Raw genomic sequence first — 21,509 nt, 5'->3', positions numbered from 1 at the left:
AAAGCTCCCCTCTCACTGCGCTCAACGCTCGTTCGTGCTGGCCGCTCACGCCACGAAGTCGGCCGCCATGTCGGCATCCGTGCGGGCTTCGAGTCTTCCGTCACGGCATGCTTTGCGGAACACTTCGTAATCGTGTTCGACCTGATCGGCATAACCCGTCGCGTAACGAGTCAGCGCCTCGCCCAGACGAATGCCCTTGCCCACGTAACCGACCAGTTCCGCCGCACACCCGCCGGCCTTGGCGTGCGCGCGCGCCAGCACCCATCCGCAAAGGCTTGCGTACTCCCGGAAGCCGTCGGCCCGGAACAGCTCGAACTGGGCCGAAATCTTCATGTCGCGCAGTTGACGTCCATAGATGGAGCGGCCGAACGGGCCGGCGCCCCAGCCCAGGAAGGCATCGGAGGCCGCCTGCATCAGACGCTGCCCCTCGACCACACGACGCCCATCGTGCCTGGGTGTAACGCTCCTGAAGAACCGCGAGACGACCGACTTCGATGCCTCCTTGAACTGCAGGAAGAGCGGTTGCTCGTGCGTGTCCATCAAGAGCAGCACCAGACACCGCGTGCCGACGCTGCCGACGCCCACGACCTTGAACGCCAGATCCTCCTGTGTATAGTTCGACAGCATGCGGGCGCGGTCAGGAGACAGCGAACTCACATAGCTCTTGTAGACGGGTTCGAACAGAGTGCGCCAGTCGCCCAAACCGAGCCAATCATCCTCTGGCCCGAAAAGCGTCGTTGCGCCGTGGACATGGAAAACCGTGGGCGGCGCATCGCGAATCTGCCAGTGATCGCCGACATGCTGGGCGAACTTGGGCAGCACGTTTTCGTGCGTGCGGCCGGTCGCCCGCGCAATGCCTCGCTTGACGCCCTCGCGCACCCGCTCGGTCTGGGCGAGGCCGAGCATGCGCTCGAACGTCACTTGCTCGTGCCAGAGCGCAATGGTCGGCATGTGGGCATATTCGTTCAGCCGCCGCGCGTAGGTATCCACCGCCGCCCGCACCATCTCCACGCCCAAAGTGTCACCGAAGCCGAATTGCCGCGCGGCCAGTACCAAACTGGCGCTCAGACGCTTCAGATCCCACTCCCAAGGACCGGGCGCCGTCTCGTCGAAATCGTTCAGATCGAAGATCAAGGTGCGCTCGGGCGTGGCAAACCCACCGAAGTTGGCCAGATGGCAGTCTCCGCAAATCTGCATGGTGAGGCCGGTATTCGGCGTGCCCGCCAGAGCGTGCGCCTGCACGATGGCGCTGCCCCGGTAGAACGCGAAGGGCGAGGCCAGCATGCGCCCATAGCGCAACGGGACAAGCGCACTGACACGCCCCTCGCTGCTGATGCGCAACAGTTCGACGATGTCCCGGTCGACGTTACCGAGATGGGCATGACTGCTGCGAGGCGTTTTGTCGCGCAGCTTGCGCCCGGCGGCGACGCGGGTTTCGAACGGCACCACGGGCACGGGCGGCGTGTCGGTGGTGGCCGGTGGTGCGTCATTCGGCGCGGGAGCAGAGGGTGCGACGGCGCTTGCCTTGGGGGACGGCGGCACGGGCGACGATTTAGCGGGCATGACCAGTTCCTTGTCCTTGCGAGGCGACGGGTGACTCTGACGGCGACGGCACCCCGCCGGCCGGGGCCCGTGCCGGGGCCGGGTACCAGTGTTCCGGAGGGATGGTGAGCGCAGCGTGCGGCTGCGTCTGGAAGTGCGGCGACATGATCTGAACGCCGTAACGATTGAAGACGTCCTGAATGTTCTCGTGCAGCGCCGAAATCGCCGCGAAGCGCGTGGTCGGGTCGCGCAACGTGGCGAAGACCTCATACTCGACGTAGAAGTCCGACAACGCGCGTTGCAAGACATACGGCGCCGGCTGGGCGGCGACCTGCGGCGTTTGCCCCGCAGCTTCGATCAGCATGGCATGGACTTGCCGCCAAGGGCAGTCATAGCCGATGGTGATCGTCGTGCTGATGGCGACGCCCTGCTCTCGCCCCTGAGTCGAGAAATTGCGCACCGTCGACGCAACGACCACCGCGTTCGGGATGGTCAGCGACTCATGCGCCAGATTGACGATCTTCACCGACAGCGCGTCGATACTCACCACCACGCCCGTCGCATCACCGATCGAGACGAGATCGCCCTTCTTCAACGCGCGACTGTAGATCACGACCATCCCGCTCATCAACTGGTTGACGATGCCGCTCGACCCCAGGGTCACCATCAGGCCCAGCAACACGGACAGCCCCTTGAAGACGTCGCTCTGCGCGCCAGGCATATAGGGGTAAGCAAAGGTGATCGCCAACCCCCACACGACGACGGACACCACGCGCCGCGTGGCTCCGGCCGTCTCGGGGTGCATGCCGGGAATGCTCAGGCGCCCGCTCTGCACCGCATCGAACACGTTGTTGATGAGGCTTTGCAGCGCCCGTGTCAGCAAGAAGATGACAATGACCGTCATGACGCCCGGAATGGCTGCGGCCACCCCGATTCCGAAACGGTCGATCAGCGTCCACAGAAAGGCCGACAATCGCCCCGCCGTTGGCTGGCTCGCCGGGAACTGCATCAGCACGAAGATCAGATAAAGATAGGCGAAGACCAATACCAGGCACACGGCGCCGATCTGCACGACCTGATGGACGAGGTGGACGGCAGAGCCGGTCCAGTCGAAAGAGCGCGCGGTGCGTTGCAGAACGCGCTTCTCGAAAGCGATTTGCAGACTCGCCTCGAGCCGCGCGCGCATGCGCCCCACCCCCACCACAAGCACGGCCAGCACGACGAGTGCGAGCGCACTAAGGGCGACGCCGCGCAGAATCGTCGGCCAATGCAGTTGTTCGCGACGGGCGGCGAAGGCAACCTGGAGGCGATTTTGAACGTCGGCGGCGACGGCATCGAGCGTGCGCGGGTCGCCCGGCGCGAGGTCGTCGGCCGTCAGCGCAAAGAGAATTCGGTCCTGAACGCGGAAAGCGACACCGGAGACACCCCCCAACGAGGCGCGCAGCACGTCGACCGGTGCGTCGAAGGCCCGGCCGGGCAGACTCTCGAGCACCGACTGCGCCCGCGCCGCTCGCACGGCCGGCGTCGCACCAGCCAGCACGCCGCGAAAGGTCACGACGGGACGGTCCATGAAGCGCAGCTCGACGCCGTCCTGCGCGTCGCCAGCAGAAGCGTCGCTCTCCGGGGAGACCGCCCCGGACGCCCCGCTGCCTCCGCTTGCCGTGTCTGCGCCCTGAGGCGCCGCAGCCACCGCCGAAGACGTTGCCGCATCAGCCGGAGCGCCCGGCGCCGCAGCCACACCGCATACCACCAGCACTTGCAACAGCCACATGCGAATGCGCATAGCACGGCTCCTGCGGGCAAGTTGGCCACCAAGATTGACGCAGTGCGAGGAAATCCCACGGAAATCAGGCAAAATCGAGGGCTGCCATATTCTGCCCCCGCCTGCGCCGGAGTTCGTGTCCTCGACTTCGTGGTTCCGACGGGTTGCCACCGGCGCGTTGCACGCAAGACGCCACGAGGGCAGTCATCGCCGAGAACGCCGGCCGGGGCAAATATGGAAGGATTATTCACTATGGGATCGGCACTGTCGAGCACCGGCGCGACGCTCGCAGACATCGGCCGACGCCCTTTTCCCGTCGCATTGGACGGAGTGAACAGTGCGTTGTCGGAAAAATTCCGACACCCTCCCTCAACTATTGGCCGCCATTGCCGATAACCAGTTAAGCGGGACTTTTCGGTCGGTTTTCATATGTCCAGTTCGTACAGTGGTTGGCTCGTTGGGTTATCACTTGCAGTCGCAGTGCTGGCGTCGTTCACGGCGCTCGACCTTTCCGGTCGCATCTACCTTCTGACTCACCGTGCCATGCGCCATGCGTGGCTCGCCGTGGGCGCCACCGCCATGGGCATCGGCATCTGGTCGATGCACTTCATTGGCATGCTTGCCCTGTCGCTGTCGCCCGCGCGGTCGCCGCTGACGTCGACTGCCACCATCGCGCTGGGCTATGACCCAGCCATCACGGCAGGCTCGCTCGGCATTGCCATCGCCATCTCCTGGGCGGCGCTCTGGCTGATTGCCAATGAACACTTCACCCGGTGGCGGCTGGGCTGTGCCGGCGTCACGCTCGGTCTGGGCATCGCCGCCATGCACTACAGCGGCATGGCCGCGATGAAGATGAATCCGGCGATCGAATACGATCCTGGGCTCTTTGCGACGTCGATCCTGATCGCCATTGCCGCGGCAACGGCCGCTCTCTGGATCGCACGAACCCTGCGCGACGGCAGCCTGCGCTATGTCATGGCCAAGCGGGTCGGTGCCGCCACGGTCATGGGGCTGGCCATCACGGCGATGCACTTCACCGGCATGGCGGCCGCCAGTTTTGCCCCGGGCGCCATTTGCGGTGCCGCCGGCGGCGTCAGTTCGCCCTGGCTGGTGACGACCGTCAGCCTGTTCACCTTCCTGATTCTCGTCACCACGCTGCTCGTCTCGCGCCTCGACGCCCGCACCAGCTTCCTCGCCAATTCCGTTCTGCAATTGAACACGCAGATCGCCCGCATGGCGACTTACGATGCGCTGACCGACCTGCCCAACCGACGCGCACTGCACGACGCCGCGGCCCGCATGCTGATCAACTCCCGTCGCGACCAGCGCCGTTTCGCAGTGCTGTTCATGGATCTGGACGGGTTCAAGACCATCAACGACTCACTCGGCCACAACGTGGGCGACGATGTCCTGCGCGCGTTCGCCAAGCGCCTTCGCAAGAACGTGAACGGCGACGATGTGGTCGCCCGGCTGGGTGGAGACGAGTTCGTGGTGCTGCTGGGCTCCTTGTCGTCGCCGGAGGTTGCGGGCCGCGTGGCACAACGCCTGCTCGACGACATGCGCGACGGCCTGCGTGTCGGAGACCAGTCGCTGCACGTCGTGCCCAGCATCGGCGTAGCGCTCTTCCCGGACGATGGCGACAGCATCGACATGCTGCTCAAACACGCCGACACCGCCATGTACGAAGCCAAGCGCGCCGGGCGCGGCATCTATCGCTACTTCGAGCCACGCATGAACGCCGCGGCCCAGCGCACGTGGGAAATCCAGCAGGCACTGCACGACGCGGAGAACGAACAGTATTTTTCACTGCACTTCCAGCCGAAGTACCGGGGCGATACCGAAGCGTTGGCTGGCGCCGAGGCGTTGCTGCGCCTGACGCATCCGACCTTCGGTGAGCTGCAACCTGTTGACTTCATTCCCGTCGCAGAGCGAACCGGCCAGATCGTGCAGATTGGTTATTGGGTCGTGCGCGCTACGTGCCGGCACATCAAGGAATGGGACGCCGCCGGCCTCGCGCCGATCAAGGTCGCGATCAACCTCTCCCCGCGCCAGATGGCACAGTCGTCCCTGGTGGAGAACATCGTCGAGATCGTGCGTGAGGCTGGCATCGACTGCTCCCGGCTCATGTTCGAAATCACCGAGACGGTGGCGATGTCCGACGCTCAACACACCATCGACGTGATCCGCGCCTTTCAGGATCACGGCTTCGAAGTCGCCATCGACGATTTCGGCACCGGGTATTCGAGTCTGGCGTACTTGCAGCGCTTCCGCGTCAAGCAACTGAAGATGGATCGCTTCTTCACGAACGGCCTCGACACCTGCGGCCGCGAAGGCAGCGCTGTCGTCTCCGCCATCATCGCGCTGGCTCACTCGCTCGATATGGATGTCGTGGCTGAAGGGGTCGAGACCGCGTCGCAGCGCGAAGCGCTAAAGACACTCGATTGCGACGAACTGCAAGGCTTCCTGCTGGGCAAGCCGCTCACGGGCGAAGCCTTCGCACGGTTGCTCGCGTCGCCGCCGGGCGTCCCCGGCACGCCAGCGATGGCCTGAGCGTCCGGACGTCCACCGGCAATCGGATTAACGGGTGGCCGCCGCAGCGTCGGCGTCCCCCTTGCTCTGTGCCGCACCCTCATCAAACGGCTCGCCAGTCACAAAGGCGGCCGCCCGGGCGAGCCGCTTGCGCATGCCCTCATTGGCCGCCGGTCCTGCGCTCGGTATGTGACGCTCCGGGTCCAGACGCACCCCCGTTGCTGCATCGACCACGACCGGCTCGACGACTTGCCCCGTCTCCCGGTCAATGAGTTGAGCCGAGATGCCCTCCGGCGCAAAGTGCCGGTTTCCCCACGCGAGCAGTGCCCAGAGCACCGGCCGGAAGTCCTTCCCGGCGTCGGTGAGCACGTATTCAAAGCGCGGCGGTCGGTCGCAATACTGACGGCGCGCCAACAAGCCTTCCTCGACGAGCGCATTCAGCCGCCGGGTCAGCATGTTCGGCGCAATGTCGAGACGTCGCTGGAAATCGTCGAAGCGGGTCGTGCCGTAGCCCGCTTCACGCAAAATCAGAATGCTCCACCATTCGCCCACGCGCTCAAGGCTGCGGGCAATCGGGCACTGCATATCGCGAAAAGTCTTTCGATGCATAAGGAATCCTCGCGTTCGGAGAGGGCCGACGCTGCCTATTACCATGCAAGTGAGCATAAGCGCGTCGACACCTGCGGGCAAGCCGGCCGGTGCCTCCACAACATCATTTTTCGATCATGGGCCAAACACTCAAACTCAGTTAATAGAAAAATCAACAACTTACCCGTCATTCGCGATGTGAATTATTTGAAGTGAATTCTGATGCATCCGCCTCAATGTGCGTCTGCGCTCGGTGCTTTGGGCGGTGCAACCCGGCGCATGAGGGGCACCATCAACGTCACCCCAAGGAAGATCAGCCCCAACCCGCCGTAGATGTCTCCGAACGTGACCGTTTGCGCCTCGCGCAGCGTCAACGACCAGAGCTGACGAAGCGCCGCCGTTTGCGCATCCATGACATCAAGGCCCGCAGCACTCATCCTCGCCCCCACACTGGCCAGCCATGTCTCGATTGCCGGACTACCCTCACCCATGCGCTCGGCAAGCCGGAAGAAATGCAGGTTCGTGCGGTCGTTCAGAACAGTCGTACACACCGCAATGCCGATGGCACCCCCGAGATTTCGCATCAGGTTGAACAGGCCCGACGCCAGACGGAGCCGAGCAGGCGGAAGACTCCCCAGCGTCAGCGTGACAATCGGGGCGACGGCGAACTGTTGCGCCGCGCCGCGCAACGCCTGTGGGAGCATCAGTTGTGCCGCGCCCCAGTCATGCGTGATCGGCGAGAACTGCCACATCGACAAGGCAAAGGCGCCGAGCCCGACCATCATCAACACCCGCAGATCGACGCGGTTGGCCAGCATGGCGTAGATCGGAATCGACATCAGTTGAAAGATCCCCGTCGAAAAGACGGCCATGCCGATTTCAAAGGCCGAGAATCCACGCACATGTCCGAGAAATAGCGGCGTCAGGTAAATCGTCGCAAACATGCCGATACCGGTCGCGAACGAGAAGAAACAACCGAGTGCGAAGTTGCGCTCCTTGAGCGCCCGAAGATCCACGATGGGCCGCGCGAACGCCAGACTGCGCCAGAGAAACGCGATCATGCAAAGCCCGGCCAGCCATGCCGTCGTACGAATGGTGCTGTCGCCGAACCAGTCCCAGTGCGGCCCTTCTTCAAGCGTGTACTCCAGGCAGCCAAGACTGACTGCCATCAGGACGATGCCCAGATAATCCGCACCGCGCAGCAACGACCAGTCGGCACGGTCGATTCGCACCAGTAACGGCACCGTGACTGTCACGAATATGCCGGGCACGAGGTTGACGAAAAACAGCCAGTGCCACGAGTAGTTGTCGGTGATCCACCCGCCGACGGTCGGGCCCAATGTGGGCGCGAGCGACGACAGGCCGCCCACCACCGCAGCGGCCAGCACCCGCTGCGACCCCGTGAAAAAGGCAAAGGCCGTCGTGAACACCAGCGGAATCATCGAACCGCCGAGGAACCCCTGCAACGCGCGAAACGCGATCATGCTCTGGATGTTCCACGCCGCACCGCAAAGCAGACTCGCCACGGTAAAACCGGCCGCCGACGCCGCGAAGAGCCAGCGGGTCGACATGACGCGCGAGAGCCAACCCGAGAGCGGAATCACGATGATCTCGGCGATCAGATAGCTCGTCTGGACCCACGCCGTCTCATCAGCCCCCGCCGACAGGCCGCCGCCGATGTCTCTGAGGGAGGCCGACACGATCTGAATGTCGAGCAGCGCGATGAACATGCCGACGACCATTGTCGCGAAGGCAATGACCTTCGCATGGGTCGACATGGCGTCTGCCGAGAAGCCCCCGCCCGGCGCGGGGGCTGCGCCTGGGCGGCGTTCGTCGTTGGCGGAATGTGCCGGCTTGACCACGCCAGCGTCACCCGCAGGCAGCGGCTGCGCTACCTCCGTTTGCGCGGCGCTCATCGCGCGGCTACCTTCGCGGCTCCTGGCGCCAGTGGCTTGTCGTTGCCGTCGCCACGGGCATCCACTTGCGCCGTCACCGACAGTCCGGGCCGCAGCGTCCCCAGACGACCGTCGGCATCATCGAGTTGCACCCGTACCGGCACGCGTTGAACGATCTTCGTGAAGTTGCCCGTCGCATTCTCCGGCGGCAGCACGCTGAACTGCGCCCCCGTGGCAGGCGCAAGGCTCGCCACACGACCATGGAACACCCGGCCCGGCAGCACGTCGGCTTCGATCCTCACCGGCATACCTGGGCGCAAATGCGCCACTTGCCCTTCCTTGAAGTTCGCATCGACCCACAGACCGCGCGCAGGCACGATCGCGAGCAACTGCGTGCCCGCCGGCGCATAGGCGCCGGCCCGGGCGCGACGATTGCCGACGGCGCCATCGACTGGCGCACGCAACACGGTGTCTTCGAGATTGAGTCTGGCAACGTCACGCTCGGCCACGGCCTGCGCCAGTGCCGCTTGCGCCTGCTGCTTTTGAGTGGCGATGACCTCAAGCTGACGCTCGGCCGCTACGGCACCCGCCTCGGCACGCTCGCGGTTCGCCGCAATCTGCTGGTAATCCGCGTCCGCCTTCTGCGCGCTTTGGACCGACACCGCCGACTTGGCGACCAGATCCCGATAGCGCACCTGATCGTCATGCGCGCGGCGGGCATCTGCCGCGACCGCGACCACGCTGGCGCGTGCCTGCGCGATCACCGCCGCCTGCAATCTGGCGGTGGCATCGAGATTGGCCAGCAATGCCTGCTGTGCTGCCACCGCACCTTCGGCTTTTGCAAGCGCCGCGCGGTAGTCGCGATCGTCGAGACGCACGAGCACGTCGCCTGCACGCACCGACTGATTATCAGTGACCAGCACTTGCGCAATGTAGCCAGGCACCTTGGGTCCCAACACGGTGACGTCGCCACCGACATAGGCATCGTCCGTCGACTCCAGATAGCGGGCTGTCGTCCACCAATAAGTGCCGTAACCCAATGCCGCCAGCGCCACGACGACCAACGCACCGCGCAGGGCAAGGCGCCGGGCAAATGCGCGCCTCTCGGAATGGCCGCCAGATTGGCTGGATTGACTGGATTGGCTGACGCTCTGGGCGGGAGTCCTCGAGGATGTCATGAATTGATCCTTCTTCGCGCTAAAGGGGGTGACGAGACGTGCAACCATGAGTTGCTTTCATAATGGAAGTGAGTATAGAGTTGCAACTATCATCTTGCAAGTAACGAGTTAAACACCATGAACCACGCACTGTCGAAGATGCCCGGAATGACTCCCCCGATCCTGCGCCACGCCATGCTGGCCCTTTGCGCCGGTGCCCTTGCCGGTTGCGCCGTCGGCCCCGACTACGTTGCGCCGCCGGCCAATTTGCCCGGGCATTTCGCGGGCAGCGCCTTACTGACGCAACGCGATGCCACGCTTGGCGCGGCGGGCAACAAGACCGGCGAGTCGGCACAACTTGATACCTGGTGGACGAGCTTTCATGACCCGGTGCTCACCGGCATCGTCGAGCAAGCGCTGGCACAGAACCTCGATTTGCAGGCGGCAATGGCGCGCGTGACGCAAGCCCGGGCACAGGCGCGCGCGGCGGGTGCGCAGCGGCTGCCGTCGCTCGCGCTCGACGGCAGCGTCACCCGCGAGCATCAGTCGCTGGAAAGTCCGCTGGGCTCAGTGGCACGCACAGTGCCGGGCTACAACCGCAATTTCACGGACTACGGCATTGGGGCGGGCGCGAGTTGGGAAGTGGATCTGTTCGGAGGGTTACAGCGCTCGGCACAAGCGGCCAGTGCATTGGCACAGGCGGCACAAGCGCAGCGCGACGGGGTACGCGTGAGCATCGTGGCGGAAGCGGCCGACGCCTATTTCCGAGTCCGGGCCGCGCAGCGACGACTGGCCATCGCACAAGATCAGATCAAGACGGACGGACGCCTAATGGAGATCGTGCGTTTGCGCTATCAAGATGGCCTGGCGACGGCTCGCGAAGTGGCGCAGTCCGAGGCCCTGCTCGCTCAGGCACGCACCACGTTGCCGCCGTTGCGCATCGAACGCGAGACACAACTCAATCGACTCGACGTACTAATGGGCGCAGTACCCGGCACTTATGCCCGCCGCATGAGCGCAACGACGCAGAACGACGACCTGAACGCCCGGCCGCTGACGATCCCGGCCATTAGCGACGCAAGCGCCCCGGCCGACCTGCTGCGTCGACGCCCCGACGTCATCGCAGCCGAACGCCGGCTGGCCGCATCGAACGAGCGCATCGGCGCCTCGCTCGCGGAGTACTACCCAAAGTTGTCGCTGTCAGGGGTGCTGGGCTTCGAAACCTTGGCAGGGGGACGCGTGCCAAGCGTGGCAACGTTCCAGCCGCTGGCCGCGCTGGGATTGCGCTGGCGACTGTTCGATTTTGGCCGGATCGATGCAGAGGTCGCACAGGCGCGCGGCGCGAATGCGCAAGCGCTTGCGGCGTACCGCCTATCGATGTTGCGCGCAACGGAAGATGTGGAGAATGCGATTGTCACGCTCGTGGAGCTGGAGCAGCAGCGCAAGGATCTGGCGAACGCAGTGGATGCGCAAGCGCGTGCCCGCGACAGCGCCCAAGAGGCCTACACCGGCGGCACCGTCAGTCTGTACGAAGTGCTCGACGCCGACCGCCAGCTATTGACGGTACGTGACGCCGACGCCCTTGCGCAAACCGACAACGCCCGCGCCGCCGTCGCCACGTTCCGCGCGTTGGGCGGCGGCTGGCAATCGGATGCCCCGTCGCTGGCGCAAGCGAAGTGATTGCACGAAGGCGACGGCCGGGGGCTGCGCAGCCCCCGGCGTTCAGGGACGCCGCCCCCGGCGCAATACTGACGTCGCGGGTGCCGTGGCGCGACTCACGCGACGCTTGCGTCCAGCCGCCGCACCTCGCCCGACAGCCGCTGCCGGCGCAGGCGGTACAGGCGGTACAGGCGGCGCAGTCAGCATCGCCTGATAGGTCGCGGCAAGCGCCTCCTGCGCACTGACCTGCTCACGCAACCGCGCAATGACCGCGTCCTGCAACGTCTTGGCAGCACGCATCTCATGCTGCGCCTCACTCATCGCCGTCAACCCCGCCTCTGCCTCTTGCAACTGACGCTGCGATTGCTTGCGCTCTTGCTGCAACGATTTGATCGACTCGCGCGCGGCATCCAGCTCGAGCATCAAACGGCGCTCGTTCGCGTCGGCCCGCTCCCCCAGTCTGGCCCGCTCCGCATCCCAGTTCGCGCGATGCACGGCGTGCTCGTCCTGAAGCGCTTGCGCGGCATCACGCGCGCTTGCGAGGGCTTGTCGAGACGCAACGGCATCCGCCTGTGCCTCGATCAGCAGCGCCTCGGCGCGGCGCGCCTGTGCCTGCGCCTCATCTCGCGCCTGACGCGCATCCGCAGCCGCCGTCTCTGCCGACGCAATTCGTTCGTGAAGGACGGCGCGCGCCTGCTCCAGCGCCTCACGATCCGCCGTCAACGCAGCCTCACGCGCATCGAGTACCGCGCGGCGAGCCGCCTCGTCTTGCGCAAGCGCTGCACGTCCCTCCTGCAAGGCGAGCGTCCACAGATCGAGCGCGGCGCGCGCCACCGGCTCCGGCATCGTCACACCTTCCGGCAATCCGGCAACCGCATGGAGCCCGCCCTGCAGACGCCCACCGAGTCCGGCGAACCACGCATCGAGATACGGGCTCACGGTATTGGGCGAGCCTCGGCCTAATTGTTGTCGAATGCGCTCAATCGTCGGGCGCTGCCCTGCCATCAGCAGCGCGTCGGCCGCCGTCCAGACGTCTTGCTCGGAAATGCCGCGCCCGCCTTGCCGGAGCAACGGCGCGGATATGGCGGATTTCGGTGTTTGAGACGTAGTCATCGCGAAGCACTCCTGGATTTCGGCGCATTGCCAAATAACTCACGATAATGGAAGATTATCGCAGGTTATTTGGTGTGCACGTTATATTTTATACATATTACATATGAAATCATATGTTAGATAGAAAAATTACACCTAAGCGCGCGTCGTCGTCAGATCCGAGGTCGGGTGCCGTAGCGGAAATCAGCCCCACCACCGCGCTGCCTGTGCCGCTGGATCCGAGCGCACTGAACGACGATGCCCGTCAAGCCGCGCAGGCGCTCGCCCACGAAGGCGATTCGGCGAATACGCGCCAGAGTTATCAATCGGCCATGCGCTACTGGCTGGGCTGGTATCGGTTGCGGTATGGTCAGGCGCTAGTCACGCCGTTACCGCCCGCTGTCATCGTGCAGTTCGTCGTCGATCACGCGGAGCATCAAGGCAAGCACGGCCTCAGAACCGAGATGCCGGACGCTGTCGATGCTGCGCTGGTCGCGCAAGGTCTCAAGGCACGTCCGGGGCCGCCCGCGCTCGCCACGCTGCGCCATCGGCTCAGCGTCATCGCCAAGCTGCACACGTCGCGAGACTTGCCGAATCCGTGCGCCGAACCGGCGGTGCGCGAACTGCTCGCCAAAACGCGTCGCGCCTACGCAAAGCGCGGCGTTCGCACGGCAAAAAAGGAGGCCCTGACACGGGAGCCCCTACGCGCGCTGCTGGCAACCTGCGACGACTCCTTGCGCGGTAAGCGCGATCGCGCGCTGCTGCTGTTCGCCTGGTCGAGCGGTGGCCGCAGACGCTCGGAAGTCGTACGCGCGACGTGCGAGAACGTCCGGCGCACCGGGCCGGCGCATTACGTCTACACGCTCGGATGGTCGAAGACGAACCAGCAGGGCGCAGACCTCCCCGAAAACGAAAAACCGGTCGCGGGCGCTGCGGCTGCGGCGCTTACGGACTGGTTGGTGTCGGCCGGGATTACACACGGACCGATCTTCCGACGAGTGCGCCGAGGCGGGCACGTGGGCGAACCGCTCTCAGAGGCGGCAGTGCGCGACATCGTGCGTGAGCGCTGTGCACTCGCCGGCCTGGAGGGCGACTTCTCCGCTCACTCGCTGCGCGCCGGTTTCGTGACCGAAGCCGCGCTTCAGCAAGTGCCGCTGGCCGAGGCCATGACAATGACGGGGCACACGAGCGTGGCGACCGTCATCGGCTACTTCCGCCGGGCAGATATGCAGCGTTCGCGCGCCGCCGACCTGATGGGCGCCAGTGAGACAGACGAGACCGGTGACAGCCCCGACGAACCGGCCTGACGCTACGTCACCTGACGGGATGCCCCTGTCATTTTCAAGGGCAGCCGACATAAAGATGTATTTAAGTGGTATCTTTTACCGCATTAAGCGTATGCCATAGTGAACATACTGCCTGCTGTGACTGTCGCTGTCTCCCTCACCGCCCCCTCCAAGGTGCAGATCGTCATGCCTAGCTCCATCGCTTCCCAATCCCGCAATCGCGCACTGATCGAACGCCTCGGCTTGCTCACGCCGATCATTCAGGCGCCGATGGCCGGCACGTCCACCCCGGCGCTCGCCGCTGCCGTCTCCAACGCCGGCGGGCTCGGCTCGATCGGCGTTGCCGCGATGCCCGCCGAGGCGGCACGCAAATCGATTCACGACACGCGCGCCCTGACTCGTAAGCCTTTCAACGTCAACGTGTTCTGCCACGCGCCGGCCAAACTCGACACCGCGCGCGACGCCGCCTGGCTTGCTTATCTTGCGCCGGAGTTCGCCCGGTTCGACGCCACGCCGCCCGCCGCGTTGAGCGAGATTTATACGAGCTTTGTCGCGGACGACGCCATGTACGCCATGCTGCTCGAAGCGCGTCCGGCAGTCGTCAGTTTCCATTTCGGGCTGCCATCGCAGGACAGGATCGACGCACTGCACGCCGCCGGGATCATGCTGTTCGCTACGGCGACGAACCTCGCAGAAGCCCGCGCCATCGAGGCGGCCGGCATCGACGCCATCGTCGCGCAGGGCTATGAGGCCGGCGGCCACCGCGGCCGCTTCGAAGATCTGGGCGACCGCGTGCCGACCGATGACGAGCAACTGGGCACGCTGGCGCTCGTGCGCCTGATCGTCACGCACACGTCGGTGCCGGTGATCGCCGCTGGCGGCATCATGGACGGTGCAGGCGTCGCCGCGGTCCTCGCCCTCGGTGCGCAGGCCGCGCAACTCGGCACGGCCTTTGTCGCCTGTCCGGAATCGGCGGCCGATGCTGCCTATCGTGAACGTCTGACCAGCACGAATCCGCCACGCACTGCGCTGATCCGCGCGATCTCGGGGCGTCCGGCACGCGGCTTCGTGAATCGTCTGCATGCGCTGGAGCAGATGGCCGGCCGCCCCGACCTGCCGGCGTATCCCGTGACTTATGACGCAGGCAAAGCCATCAACGCCGCAGCCAAGGCGAAGGGCAATAGCGATTACGCGGCGCAGTGGGCCGGTCAGGCCGCGCCGCTCGCGCGCGCCATGCCTGCCACCGAACTCGTTGGCGTGCTGCATGCGGAACTGCTCGAGACGTTCGACGCGCTGCGCGATCTGGCGGCGACGTTCTGATCGAGGCACGGCCCATGACACCGACTTTACGTATCACTCGACGTCTCGGTATGTCGACGCCGATCGTTCAGGCCCCTATGGCCGTGGCGTCGACACCGGCGCTGGCCGCAGCGGTATCCAACGCGGGCGGCCTTGGCTCGCTCGCCGTCGGCAATATGGACGCCAATGCGGCGCGCGAGGTCATTCGCCAGACGCGCGCGCTGACGGACCGGCCGTTCAACGTGAACGTCTTCACGCACGTCCCGGCGCACGCCAACGCCGCTCGCGAAGCCGCGTGGCTAGACTACCTCGCCCCGACGTTCGCCCGCTTCGACGCCAAACCGCCCGCCGCGTTGCGTGAGATCTATCTGAGCTTCGTTGAAGACGTGGCGATGTACGAGATGTTTCTCGAGACACGTCCGGCGGTTCTCAGCTTCCATTTCGGGCTGCCGTCGCAGGCATGGATCGACACGCTGAAGGCGGCCGGCATCGTGCTATTCGCGTCCGCGACCAACGAGGAGGAAGCCGCTGCCATCGAAGCCGCCGGTATCGACGCCATCGTCGCGCAGGGCTGGGAAGCCGGCGGACATCGCGGACGCTTCAACGACGAAGGCGACCGCCAGCCGAGCGAAGATGAACAACTGGGCACCTTCGCGCTGGTGCGACGACTGGCCGCGCGCACGTCGCTGCCGATCATTGCCGCAGGCGGCATCATGGACGGCGCAGGCATCGCTGCGGTGCTGGCGCTGGGGGCGCAAGCCGCCCAAATGGGCACGGCCTTTGTGCCATGCCCGGAGTCCGGCGCTGACGCCGCCTATCGTGAGACGCTACTGAGCGGGCAACCGCCGCGCACCGCGCTCATTCGGGCGATTTCCGGACGCCCGGCACGCGGGCTGGCGAATCGCTTCTGGGCATTGGAGCAAGCGCCCGGCCGCCCCGCCATCCCCGACTATCCCACTACGTACGATGCAGGCAAGTCGCTCAACGCCGCCGCGAAGGCACACAAGGAAAACGGCTACGCGGCACAATGGGCCGGCCAGTCGGCGCCTCTGGCCCGCGCCCTCCCGGCCGCGCAACTAATCGATGTCCTCACGCAGGAGACTCGCGAGGCCGTCGCCGCAGCCGCCGCCTGGGGATCGAGGTGATTCGCCAAGGTCGCCTGAATGACCTTCTGAAAACGCAACGGGCAGCCGCACAGGCTGCCCGTTGTCGTTGAATCTGCTGTGAGCCGCGTCAGTGACTGCCGCCCAGATACGCCGCGCGCACCTTGTCGTCGTTGCGCAGACTTTCCGCCGGGCCATGCACGGAAATACTCCCGTTCTCCAGCACGTAGCCGTAGTCGGCCACTGCCAGCGCGGCCGCCGCGAACTGCTCCACGAGCAGCATCGTGACCCCTTCCGATTTCAGATTGCTGATGATACGGAAGACTTCATCGACCAGAATCGGCGCCAGCCCCATCGACGGCTCGTCGAGCAGCACGATGTCCGGACGCAACATCACCGCACGCGCCATCGCCAGCATTTGCTGCTCGCCGCCCGAGAGCGTGCCCGCCAACTGATTGCGCCGTTCCTTGAGGCGCGGGAACAGGTCCATCGCGCGCTCCATATCGGCGGCGACATCGCCGCGCGGACGACTGCCCGTCAGGCGCGGAAAAGCGCCCAGGCGCAAGTTGTCCGTCACCGACATGGTGGCGAACACGCGGCGGCCTTCCGGGGAATGCGCCAGACCCAGCTTGGCGATACGATGCGAGTCGAGGCCGTCGATACGCTTGTCGCCCAACGTGATTTGACCCGACGTCGGCTTGATCATGCCGGACACCGCGCGCATGGTCGTAGTCTTGCCCGCGCCGTTCGATCCGATGAGCGTGACGACCTGGCCGCTCGGCACATCGATATCGATGCCGTGCAGCACCTGCACTTTGCCGTAGCCGGCTTGCAGATTACGAATGGAAAGCATAGTGGTTCCGTTTATCCGTCGTGGCTGCGGTGCGCACGCCGGGGCTTCCCCCGCCGTGCACCGCATGCGCGAATGTCGTCAGTGCGTCGTCGTTGCGCCGCCCAGATACGCCTCGATCACCTTCGGATCGGCCTGGATCTGCGCCGGCAACCCCTCGGCAATCTTCTGTCCGAAGTCGAGCACGGAGACCGTCTGGCATGTGCTCATCACCACGTCCATGTGGTGCTCGATCAGAATGACCGTGATGCCGTGGTCGCGAATCTTGCGGATGATCGCCAGCAATTCACGAATGTCGGGCGCCGTGAGACCGGCAGCCGGCTCGTCGAGCAACAGCAGACGCGGGTCGAGCGCCAGTGCGCGGGCGATCTCCAGCAGACGTTGCTTGCCGTACGGCAGGTTGCGCGCCTCTTCGTCCGCGAGCGACGCCAGCCCGACGAAGTCGAGCAGCCGCATCGCACGCGCACGCGCGCCCGCCTCCTCGCGCTTGTAACGTGGCAGACGCAACGAGACATCGGCCAGCGTCGAGCCGAACGTGTGATGCAGACCGACCAGCACGTTTTCGAGCGCCGTCATTTCTCCGAAGAGCTGCACGTTCTGGAACGTACGCGCCACGCCGGAAAGTGCAATGTCCGACGACGTCCGCCCGGCCAGCGACTGCCCGGCGAACTCGATGGTGCCGGCCGTCGGCACGTAGATGCCCGTCAGCACGTTCATCATCGTGCTCTTGCCTGAGCCGTTCGGGCCGATCAGCCCGTGGATGGTGCCGCGCTTAACGGTCAGATCCACCTGATTGAGCGCCTTCAGACCATCGAACTGCATGAGCAACTGGCGCACCTTGAGCAGTTCTTCAGGCCCGGTGCCCGCGGCCGCCAACACCGGATCGGTGTCGCTTGCGGTGGTCTCGTCGACCTGCGTGGCGGAGACCGTCAACGTGCGGCGGCGATGCAGCACGCGCGAACGCAGAAAGCCGACAATGCCGTCCGGCAAGTAGTACACGACGAACAGGATCATCAGGCCGAAGATCGTCAGACGCCAGTCCGTGATGCTGTCGCGCCACCAGGTCACGCCCGCCAGCGCAATCGTGCCAACGATCGGCACGGCCGCCTTGGCGATCGAGGTGCGTCCGCGTGCGATGGCGGCCACCGCCACGACCGTGGTCACCGCAGCGATGATCGTGGCGACGATGCGGAAAATGCTGATGTCGTCGAGCAACTGCGGCAGCAACACGATGATCGCCGCGCCCAGCAGCGAACCGCTGCGCGTCTTGCGTCCGCCCATGATGACAGCCAGCAGGAACAGGATCGTGAGTTCGAAGTTGTAGGTATTCGGCGAGATGTACTGCTCGGAATACGCGTAGAGACTGCCCGCCAGACCGGCAAACCCGGCGCTGATCACGAACGCATACACCTTGTAGCGGTACACCGACACGCCCATGCAGTCTGATGCCACCGGCGAATCGCGCAACGCTTCGAAGGCGCGCCCGAGGTGCGACTTCAGAATCCGGTGCGCCACGAGCATGCTCAGTAGCAGCAACACCGCGACAAGCCAGTAATACTCGACCTCGTCGATCGGATGACCGCCGATGACCGGCTTCGTGAGCTTGATGCCGAGCGGGCCCGCCGTGAGGAAGTCCATCTCGTTGATCAGAATCTGGATGATGGTGCCGAAGGCGAGCGTCACCATCGCCAGATACGGACCGATCACGCGCAGCGCAGGCAAGGCCAGCACTGCGCCGAACGCCGCCGTGATCAGAATCGCGGCGGGAAGCGCCAGCCAGAGAGAGAGCCCGAGCTTGGCGAAGAACACACCCGCCACGTAGGCACCGATGCCGAACAGGCCCGCATGGCCCAACGACACCTGCCCCGTGTAACCCACGACGATGTCCAGCCCGAAGAGCAGGATCGCGTAGATCATGATCGTCTCGATCATGTGGATGTAATACGGATTGCCAACGGCCATCGGAAAGCCGAACAACGCAGCGATACCCACGATGCCCGCGAGCTTCGCGGTCACGCGCAGGCCGCCGAGATCGCCGGCCCCGCGAGTGGTAGAGGTCTGTGCGGTCATGATTACACCTTCTTGATGGCGGTCTTGCCGAACAGGCCCGCCGGCTTCACGGCCAGCACAAGCAGCAGCAGCACGAGACCCGGCACGTCTTTGTAGCCGGTCGAAATGTAGAAGGCGGTCGTTGTCTCGGCGACGCCGAGGATCACACCGCCCACGAGCACGCCCATGCCGCTCGACAACCCGCCGATGATGGCGACGGCGAAGGCCTTGAGCCCAAGCACCGCCCCCATCGTGGCGCCGGTCAGCGTCAACGGTGCCACGAGCACACCCGCGAAGGCTGCCGCCATGGACGACAACGCGTACGAAAAGGTAATGACCAGACTGGTGTTGATGCCCATGAGTCCGGCGGCATCACGGTCGTTGGCCGTCGCCACGACGGCCTTGCCGTAGATCGAGCGGCGATTGAATAGCTCTACGGCGGCCATCATGAGCAGCGCGCCCACAACGACAAGCAACTCCATCGGCAGCACATTCGCGCCCATCAGACTGATGGGCGATTCGGGCAGCGGCGACGGGAATTTGAGATCGTCGCGTCCCCAGACGTTTTCCGCGACGTTACGGAAGATGATGCCCAACGCAATGGTGGACATGATCCAGCCAAACTCCGACTTGATCCGCAAAGCGGGTTTCACGCCAATCCGTTCGACGAACGCGCCTTGCACGAGACCGAACAGGCAAACGATGGGGATCATCAGCCAGTAGTTCAGACCGAGGGTGTCGACCAGGGTGAGGCCGACCAGTGCGCCCAGCATCAGCGCTTCACCTTGGCCGAAGTTCAGGGTGCCGGATGTCGCAAACGTCAGTTGATAACCGAAGGCGATCACGGCGTAGATCATCCCCAGCGCGATACCGCTGTAGATGAGTTGAATCAGGATGGTCATGCGGTCCTCTCTCGCGAGTGCGAGCCTACGAGCGATGCACGGGAGGCATTCGATGCTTTTGCCGCGCGCCGGTCCCGAGTGCCGGCGGCTGACAGCGGCGTGTGGCGACGGCGCGCGCACCGTGCCCGGACACCCCGTTGCCGAAGGGGCCAGAGCACGAGCAGCGCGCGCCGTCGTTCACCCGTCATGGCTGCAAAGTGCAACCGGAATGCAGCGTTGGCGGGACGTTCCGCTTACTTCGCCGGCGCCTTCTCGCGAACCTTGCTGCCAGCCTTCAGATCGGTGTCGTAGGCATACACGACGCGACCGCCCTTCACTTCGCCCATCACCGGAATGTTGGCGGTAATGGCGTCGTGATCGTCGTGCGAGAACGGACGGTCATAGGTCGTGACCACACCTTCCACCGGCGTCTTCAGGTCCTCGAGTGCTGCGCGCACCTTCGGGCCATCGGTGCTGCCAGCCTGCTTGATGGCCGCGGCCAGCAGGTAGACCGAGTCATAGCCCTGCGCTGCCGAAACCGCCGAGTCGATGCGGTTGTTCTTCGGCTTGAACATGGCCAGATAGGCGTCGATGAAGGCCTTGCGCTTGGGCGTGTTGGGTTCCTGGATGAAGGTCTGCGGCATACGGGCACCTTCGCCGTTCGCGCCCGAGTTGTCGATGTAGTTGGCCATCGCGAGCGTCCAGCTACCGACGATCGGCAGTTTCCAGCCGAGCTTGCCCATGCCGTTGGCGATCTGCGCCAGTTCCGGGCCGATACCGTACGTGAGGATCACGTCGGCGCCGGCCTGCTTGGCCTTGAGCAACTGGGCCGTCATGTCGACGTCCTTGATGTTGAATTTCTCGACGGCGACCGGCGTAATGCCCTTTGCCTTGAGCGCCTTCTCCAGATCCTCGCGGCCGAGCTGACCGTAGTTCGTCGAATCGGCGAGAATCGCGGGCTTCTTGAAGCCGCGACGCGTAATGGCTTCTTCCACGATCATCGGCGCCTGAATGCTGTCCTTGGCGGCGTTGCGGAAGACATAGTTATCGGGATACTGAGGCGGCTTGAACTGGTCGGTGATGATCGTGCCCGTCGCCACGTTGTTGAATACCGGGATCTTGGCATCCTGGTAGAAACGCTGCGAGGCGAGTGCCACGCCCGTGTTGATGTAGCCGACAGTCGCGACCACCTTTTCCTTGTTGATCAATTCCTGCGCCACTTGCACGCCACGTTCGTTCTTGGCTTCTTCGTCGCGCTCCACCAGCAAGATCTGACGACCCAGCACGCCGCCCGACTTGTTGATTTCCGACGCCGCGAGACGCACGCCATCACGCATGGAAACGCCCATCGACGACGAGCCGCCGGTGAACGGGCCAGACACGCCAATCTTGATCGGATCGGCCGCAATGGCCATCGAGGCCGACAGGGCGAACGCGACGGCGCCAGCCATGAGCTTGAATCGGAATTGCATAAGGGTCTCCTTCGGTGCGATGCGTTTCGATATGACGCTTTTGTGCTGCGTTTTCCTGGTGTCGCAGGCCCTGCCGAGGAATGCGCGACTCACGGGTTGTCTCTGCCCGCCGCACCGCCCCGGTCTTGTAATTCGTGTCAGGGCGATACCGTAAAGCACGCTTCGAACGACCAACCTAGCGCGCCGATTATGTGATCGCTGAGTTTCGCCCGCAAAGGCGGGAATACCCCTACGGGGACGCGGGTTTGCGCCCCGTTATCACCATTTGGCGCGGGTTTCCAAGGAGTTTTTCGGCACGCGCCATGTACGGCGCGTGTCGGGACATCAGCACGGAGTGCCAAAGAG

General features: G+C 64.7%; 15 protein-coding genes. 5 read left to right on the top strand and 10 right to left on the bottom strand.

Annotated elements, in window-relative coordinates:
* Positions 1-45: 45 nt before the first annotated feature.
* The gene (locus tag PBR20603_RS04765; RefSeq protein WP_150558417.1) at positions 46-1,563 is read right to left on the bottom strand and encodes a DUF2252 domain-containing protein; all 1,518 of its coding nucleotides are present in this window, start codon (positions 1,561-1,563) and stop codon (positions 46-48) included.
* Positions 1,553-3,325: a mechanosensitive ion channel family protein gene (locus PBR20603_RS04760; RefSeq protein ID WP_150558416.1), complete on the bottom strand. Its 1,773-nt coding sequence runs from the start codon at positions 3,323-3,325 to the stop codon at positions 1,553-1,555. Before PBR20603_RS04760 ends, PBR20603_RS04765 begins: the two co-directional genes overlap by 11 nt.
* Positions 3,326-3,733: 408 nt before the next feature.
* Between PBR20603_RS04760 and PBR20603_RS04755 the strand changes: the two genes are divergently transcribed.
* Positions 3,734-5,854: a putative bifunctional diguanylate cyclase/phosphodiesterase gene (locus tag PBR20603_RS04755; RefSeq protein WP_150558415.1), complete on the top strand. Its 2,121-nt coding sequence runs from the start codon at positions 3,734-3,736 to the stop codon at positions 5,852-5,854.
* A 27-nt stretch (positions 5,855-5,881) separates the two neighbouring features.
* Here the strand turns inward: PBR20603_RS04755 and PBR20603_RS04750 are convergent, their stop codons facing one another.
* From PBR20603_RS04750 to PBR20603_RS04740, 3 genes are all read right to left on the bottom strand, one after another.
* Positions 5,882-6,442, bottom strand: a complete 561-nt coding sequence (locus PBR20603_RS04750; protein ID WP_150558414.1) for a winged helix-turn-helix transcriptional regulator — start codon at positions 6,440-6,442, stop codon at positions 5,882-5,884.
* Positions 6,443-6,654: 212 nt separating this feature from the next.
* Positions 6,655-8,199, bottom strand: a complete 1,545-nt coding sequence (locus PBR20603_RS04745; RefSeq protein ID WP_174977822.1) for a DHA2 family efflux MFS transporter permease subunit — start codon at positions 8,197-8,199, stop codon at positions 6,655-6,657.
* 134 nt (positions 8,200-8,333) lie between these two features.
* Positions 8,334-9,494, bottom strand: a complete 1,161-nt coding sequence (locus PBR20603_RS04740; RefSeq protein ID WP_150558412.1) for an HlyD family secretion protein — start codon at positions 9,492-9,494, stop codon at positions 8,334-8,336.
* A 117-nt stretch (positions 9,495-9,611) separates the two neighbouring features.
* Here PBR20603_RS04740 and PBR20603_RS04735 point away from each other — a divergent pair, with 117 nt between their 5' ends.
* On the top strand, positions 9,612-11,153 hold the full coding sequence (locus PBR20603_RS04735; RefSeq protein ID WP_425495788.1) for an efflux transporter outer membrane subunit: 1,542 nt from the start codon (positions 9,612-9,614) through the stop codon (positions 11,151-11,153).
* Positions 11,154-11,195: 42 nt separating this feature from the next.
* Here PBR20603_RS04735 and PBR20603_RS04730 read toward each other — a convergent pair whose 3' ends face one another.
* Positions 11,196-12,245: a DNA-binding protein gene (locus PBR20603_RS04730; protein ID WP_150558411.1), complete on the bottom strand. Its 1,050-nt coding sequence runs from the start codon at positions 12,243-12,245 to the stop codon at positions 11,196-11,198.
* 113 nt (positions 12,246-12,358) lie between these two features.
* On the opposite strand from PBR20603_RS04730, the gene PBR20603_RS04725 reads away from it, so the two are divergent.
* From PBR20603_RS04725 to PBR20603_RS04715, 3 genes are all read left to right on the top strand, one after another.
* Complete coding sequence (locus PBR20603_RS04725; RefSeq protein WP_150558410.1) at positions 12,359-13,531, top strand: site-specific integrase; 1,173 nt, start codon at positions 12,359-12,361, stop codon at positions 13,529-13,531.
* A gap of 165 nt (positions 13,532-13,696) precedes the next feature.
* Complete coding sequence (locus tag PBR20603_RS04720) at positions 13,697-14,830, top strand: NAD(P)H-dependent flavin oxidoreductase (RefSeq protein ID WP_150558409.1); 1,134 nt, start codon at positions 13,697-13,699, stop codon at positions 14,828-14,830.
* 14 nt (positions 14,831-14,844) lie between these two features.
* Positions 14,845-15,954: an NAD(P)H-dependent flavin oxidoreductase gene (locus PBR20603_RS04715; RefSeq protein WP_150558408.1), complete on the top strand. Its 1,110-nt coding sequence runs from the start codon at positions 14,845-14,847 to the stop codon at positions 15,952-15,954.
* 88 nt (positions 15,955-16,042) lie between these two features.
* On the opposite strand, the gene PBR20603_RS04710 is transcribed toward PBR20603_RS04715, so the two are convergent.
* From PBR20603_RS04710 to PBR20603_RS04695, 4 genes are all read right to left on the bottom strand, one after another.
* Positions 16,043-16,765 carry an ABC transporter ATP-binding protein gene (locus PBR20603_RS04710; protein WP_150558407.1) on the bottom strand — a complete coding sequence of 241 codons (723 nt, stop codon included), beginning with the start codon at positions 16,763-16,765 and terminating at the stop codon, positions 16,043-16,045.
* 78 nt (positions 16,766-16,843) lie between these two features.
* Positions 16,844-18,724, bottom strand: a complete 1,881-nt coding sequence (locus PBR20603_RS04705; RefSeq protein ID WP_150558900.1) for a branched-chain amino acid ABC transporter ATP-binding protein/permease — start codon at positions 18,722-18,724, stop codon at positions 16,844-16,846.
* Between the two features lie 110 nt (positions 18,725-18,834).
* A complete protein-coding gene (locus PBR20603_RS04700; RefSeq protein ID WP_150558406.1) occupies positions 18,835-19,713 on the bottom strand; it encodes a branched-chain amino acid ABC transporter permease in 879 nt (292 codons plus the stop codon).
* 233 nt (positions 19,714-19,946) lie between these two features.
* On the bottom strand, positions 19,947-21,164 hold the full coding sequence (locus tag PBR20603_RS04695) for an ABC transporter substrate-binding protein (protein ID WP_150558405.1): 1,218 nt from the start codon (positions 21,162-21,164) through the stop codon (positions 19,947-19,949).
* Positions 21,165-21,509 lie beyond the last annotated feature (345 nt).

Source organism: Pandoraea bronchicola (genome assembly GCF_902459805.1).
GTDB lineage: Bacteria > Pseudomonadota > Gammaproteobacteria > Burkholderiales > Burkholderiaceae > Pandoraea > Pandoraea bronchicola.
The sequence above is the reverse complement of the archived record's forward strand: the minus strand, read 5'-3'. Positions and strand labels throughout refer to the sequence as shown.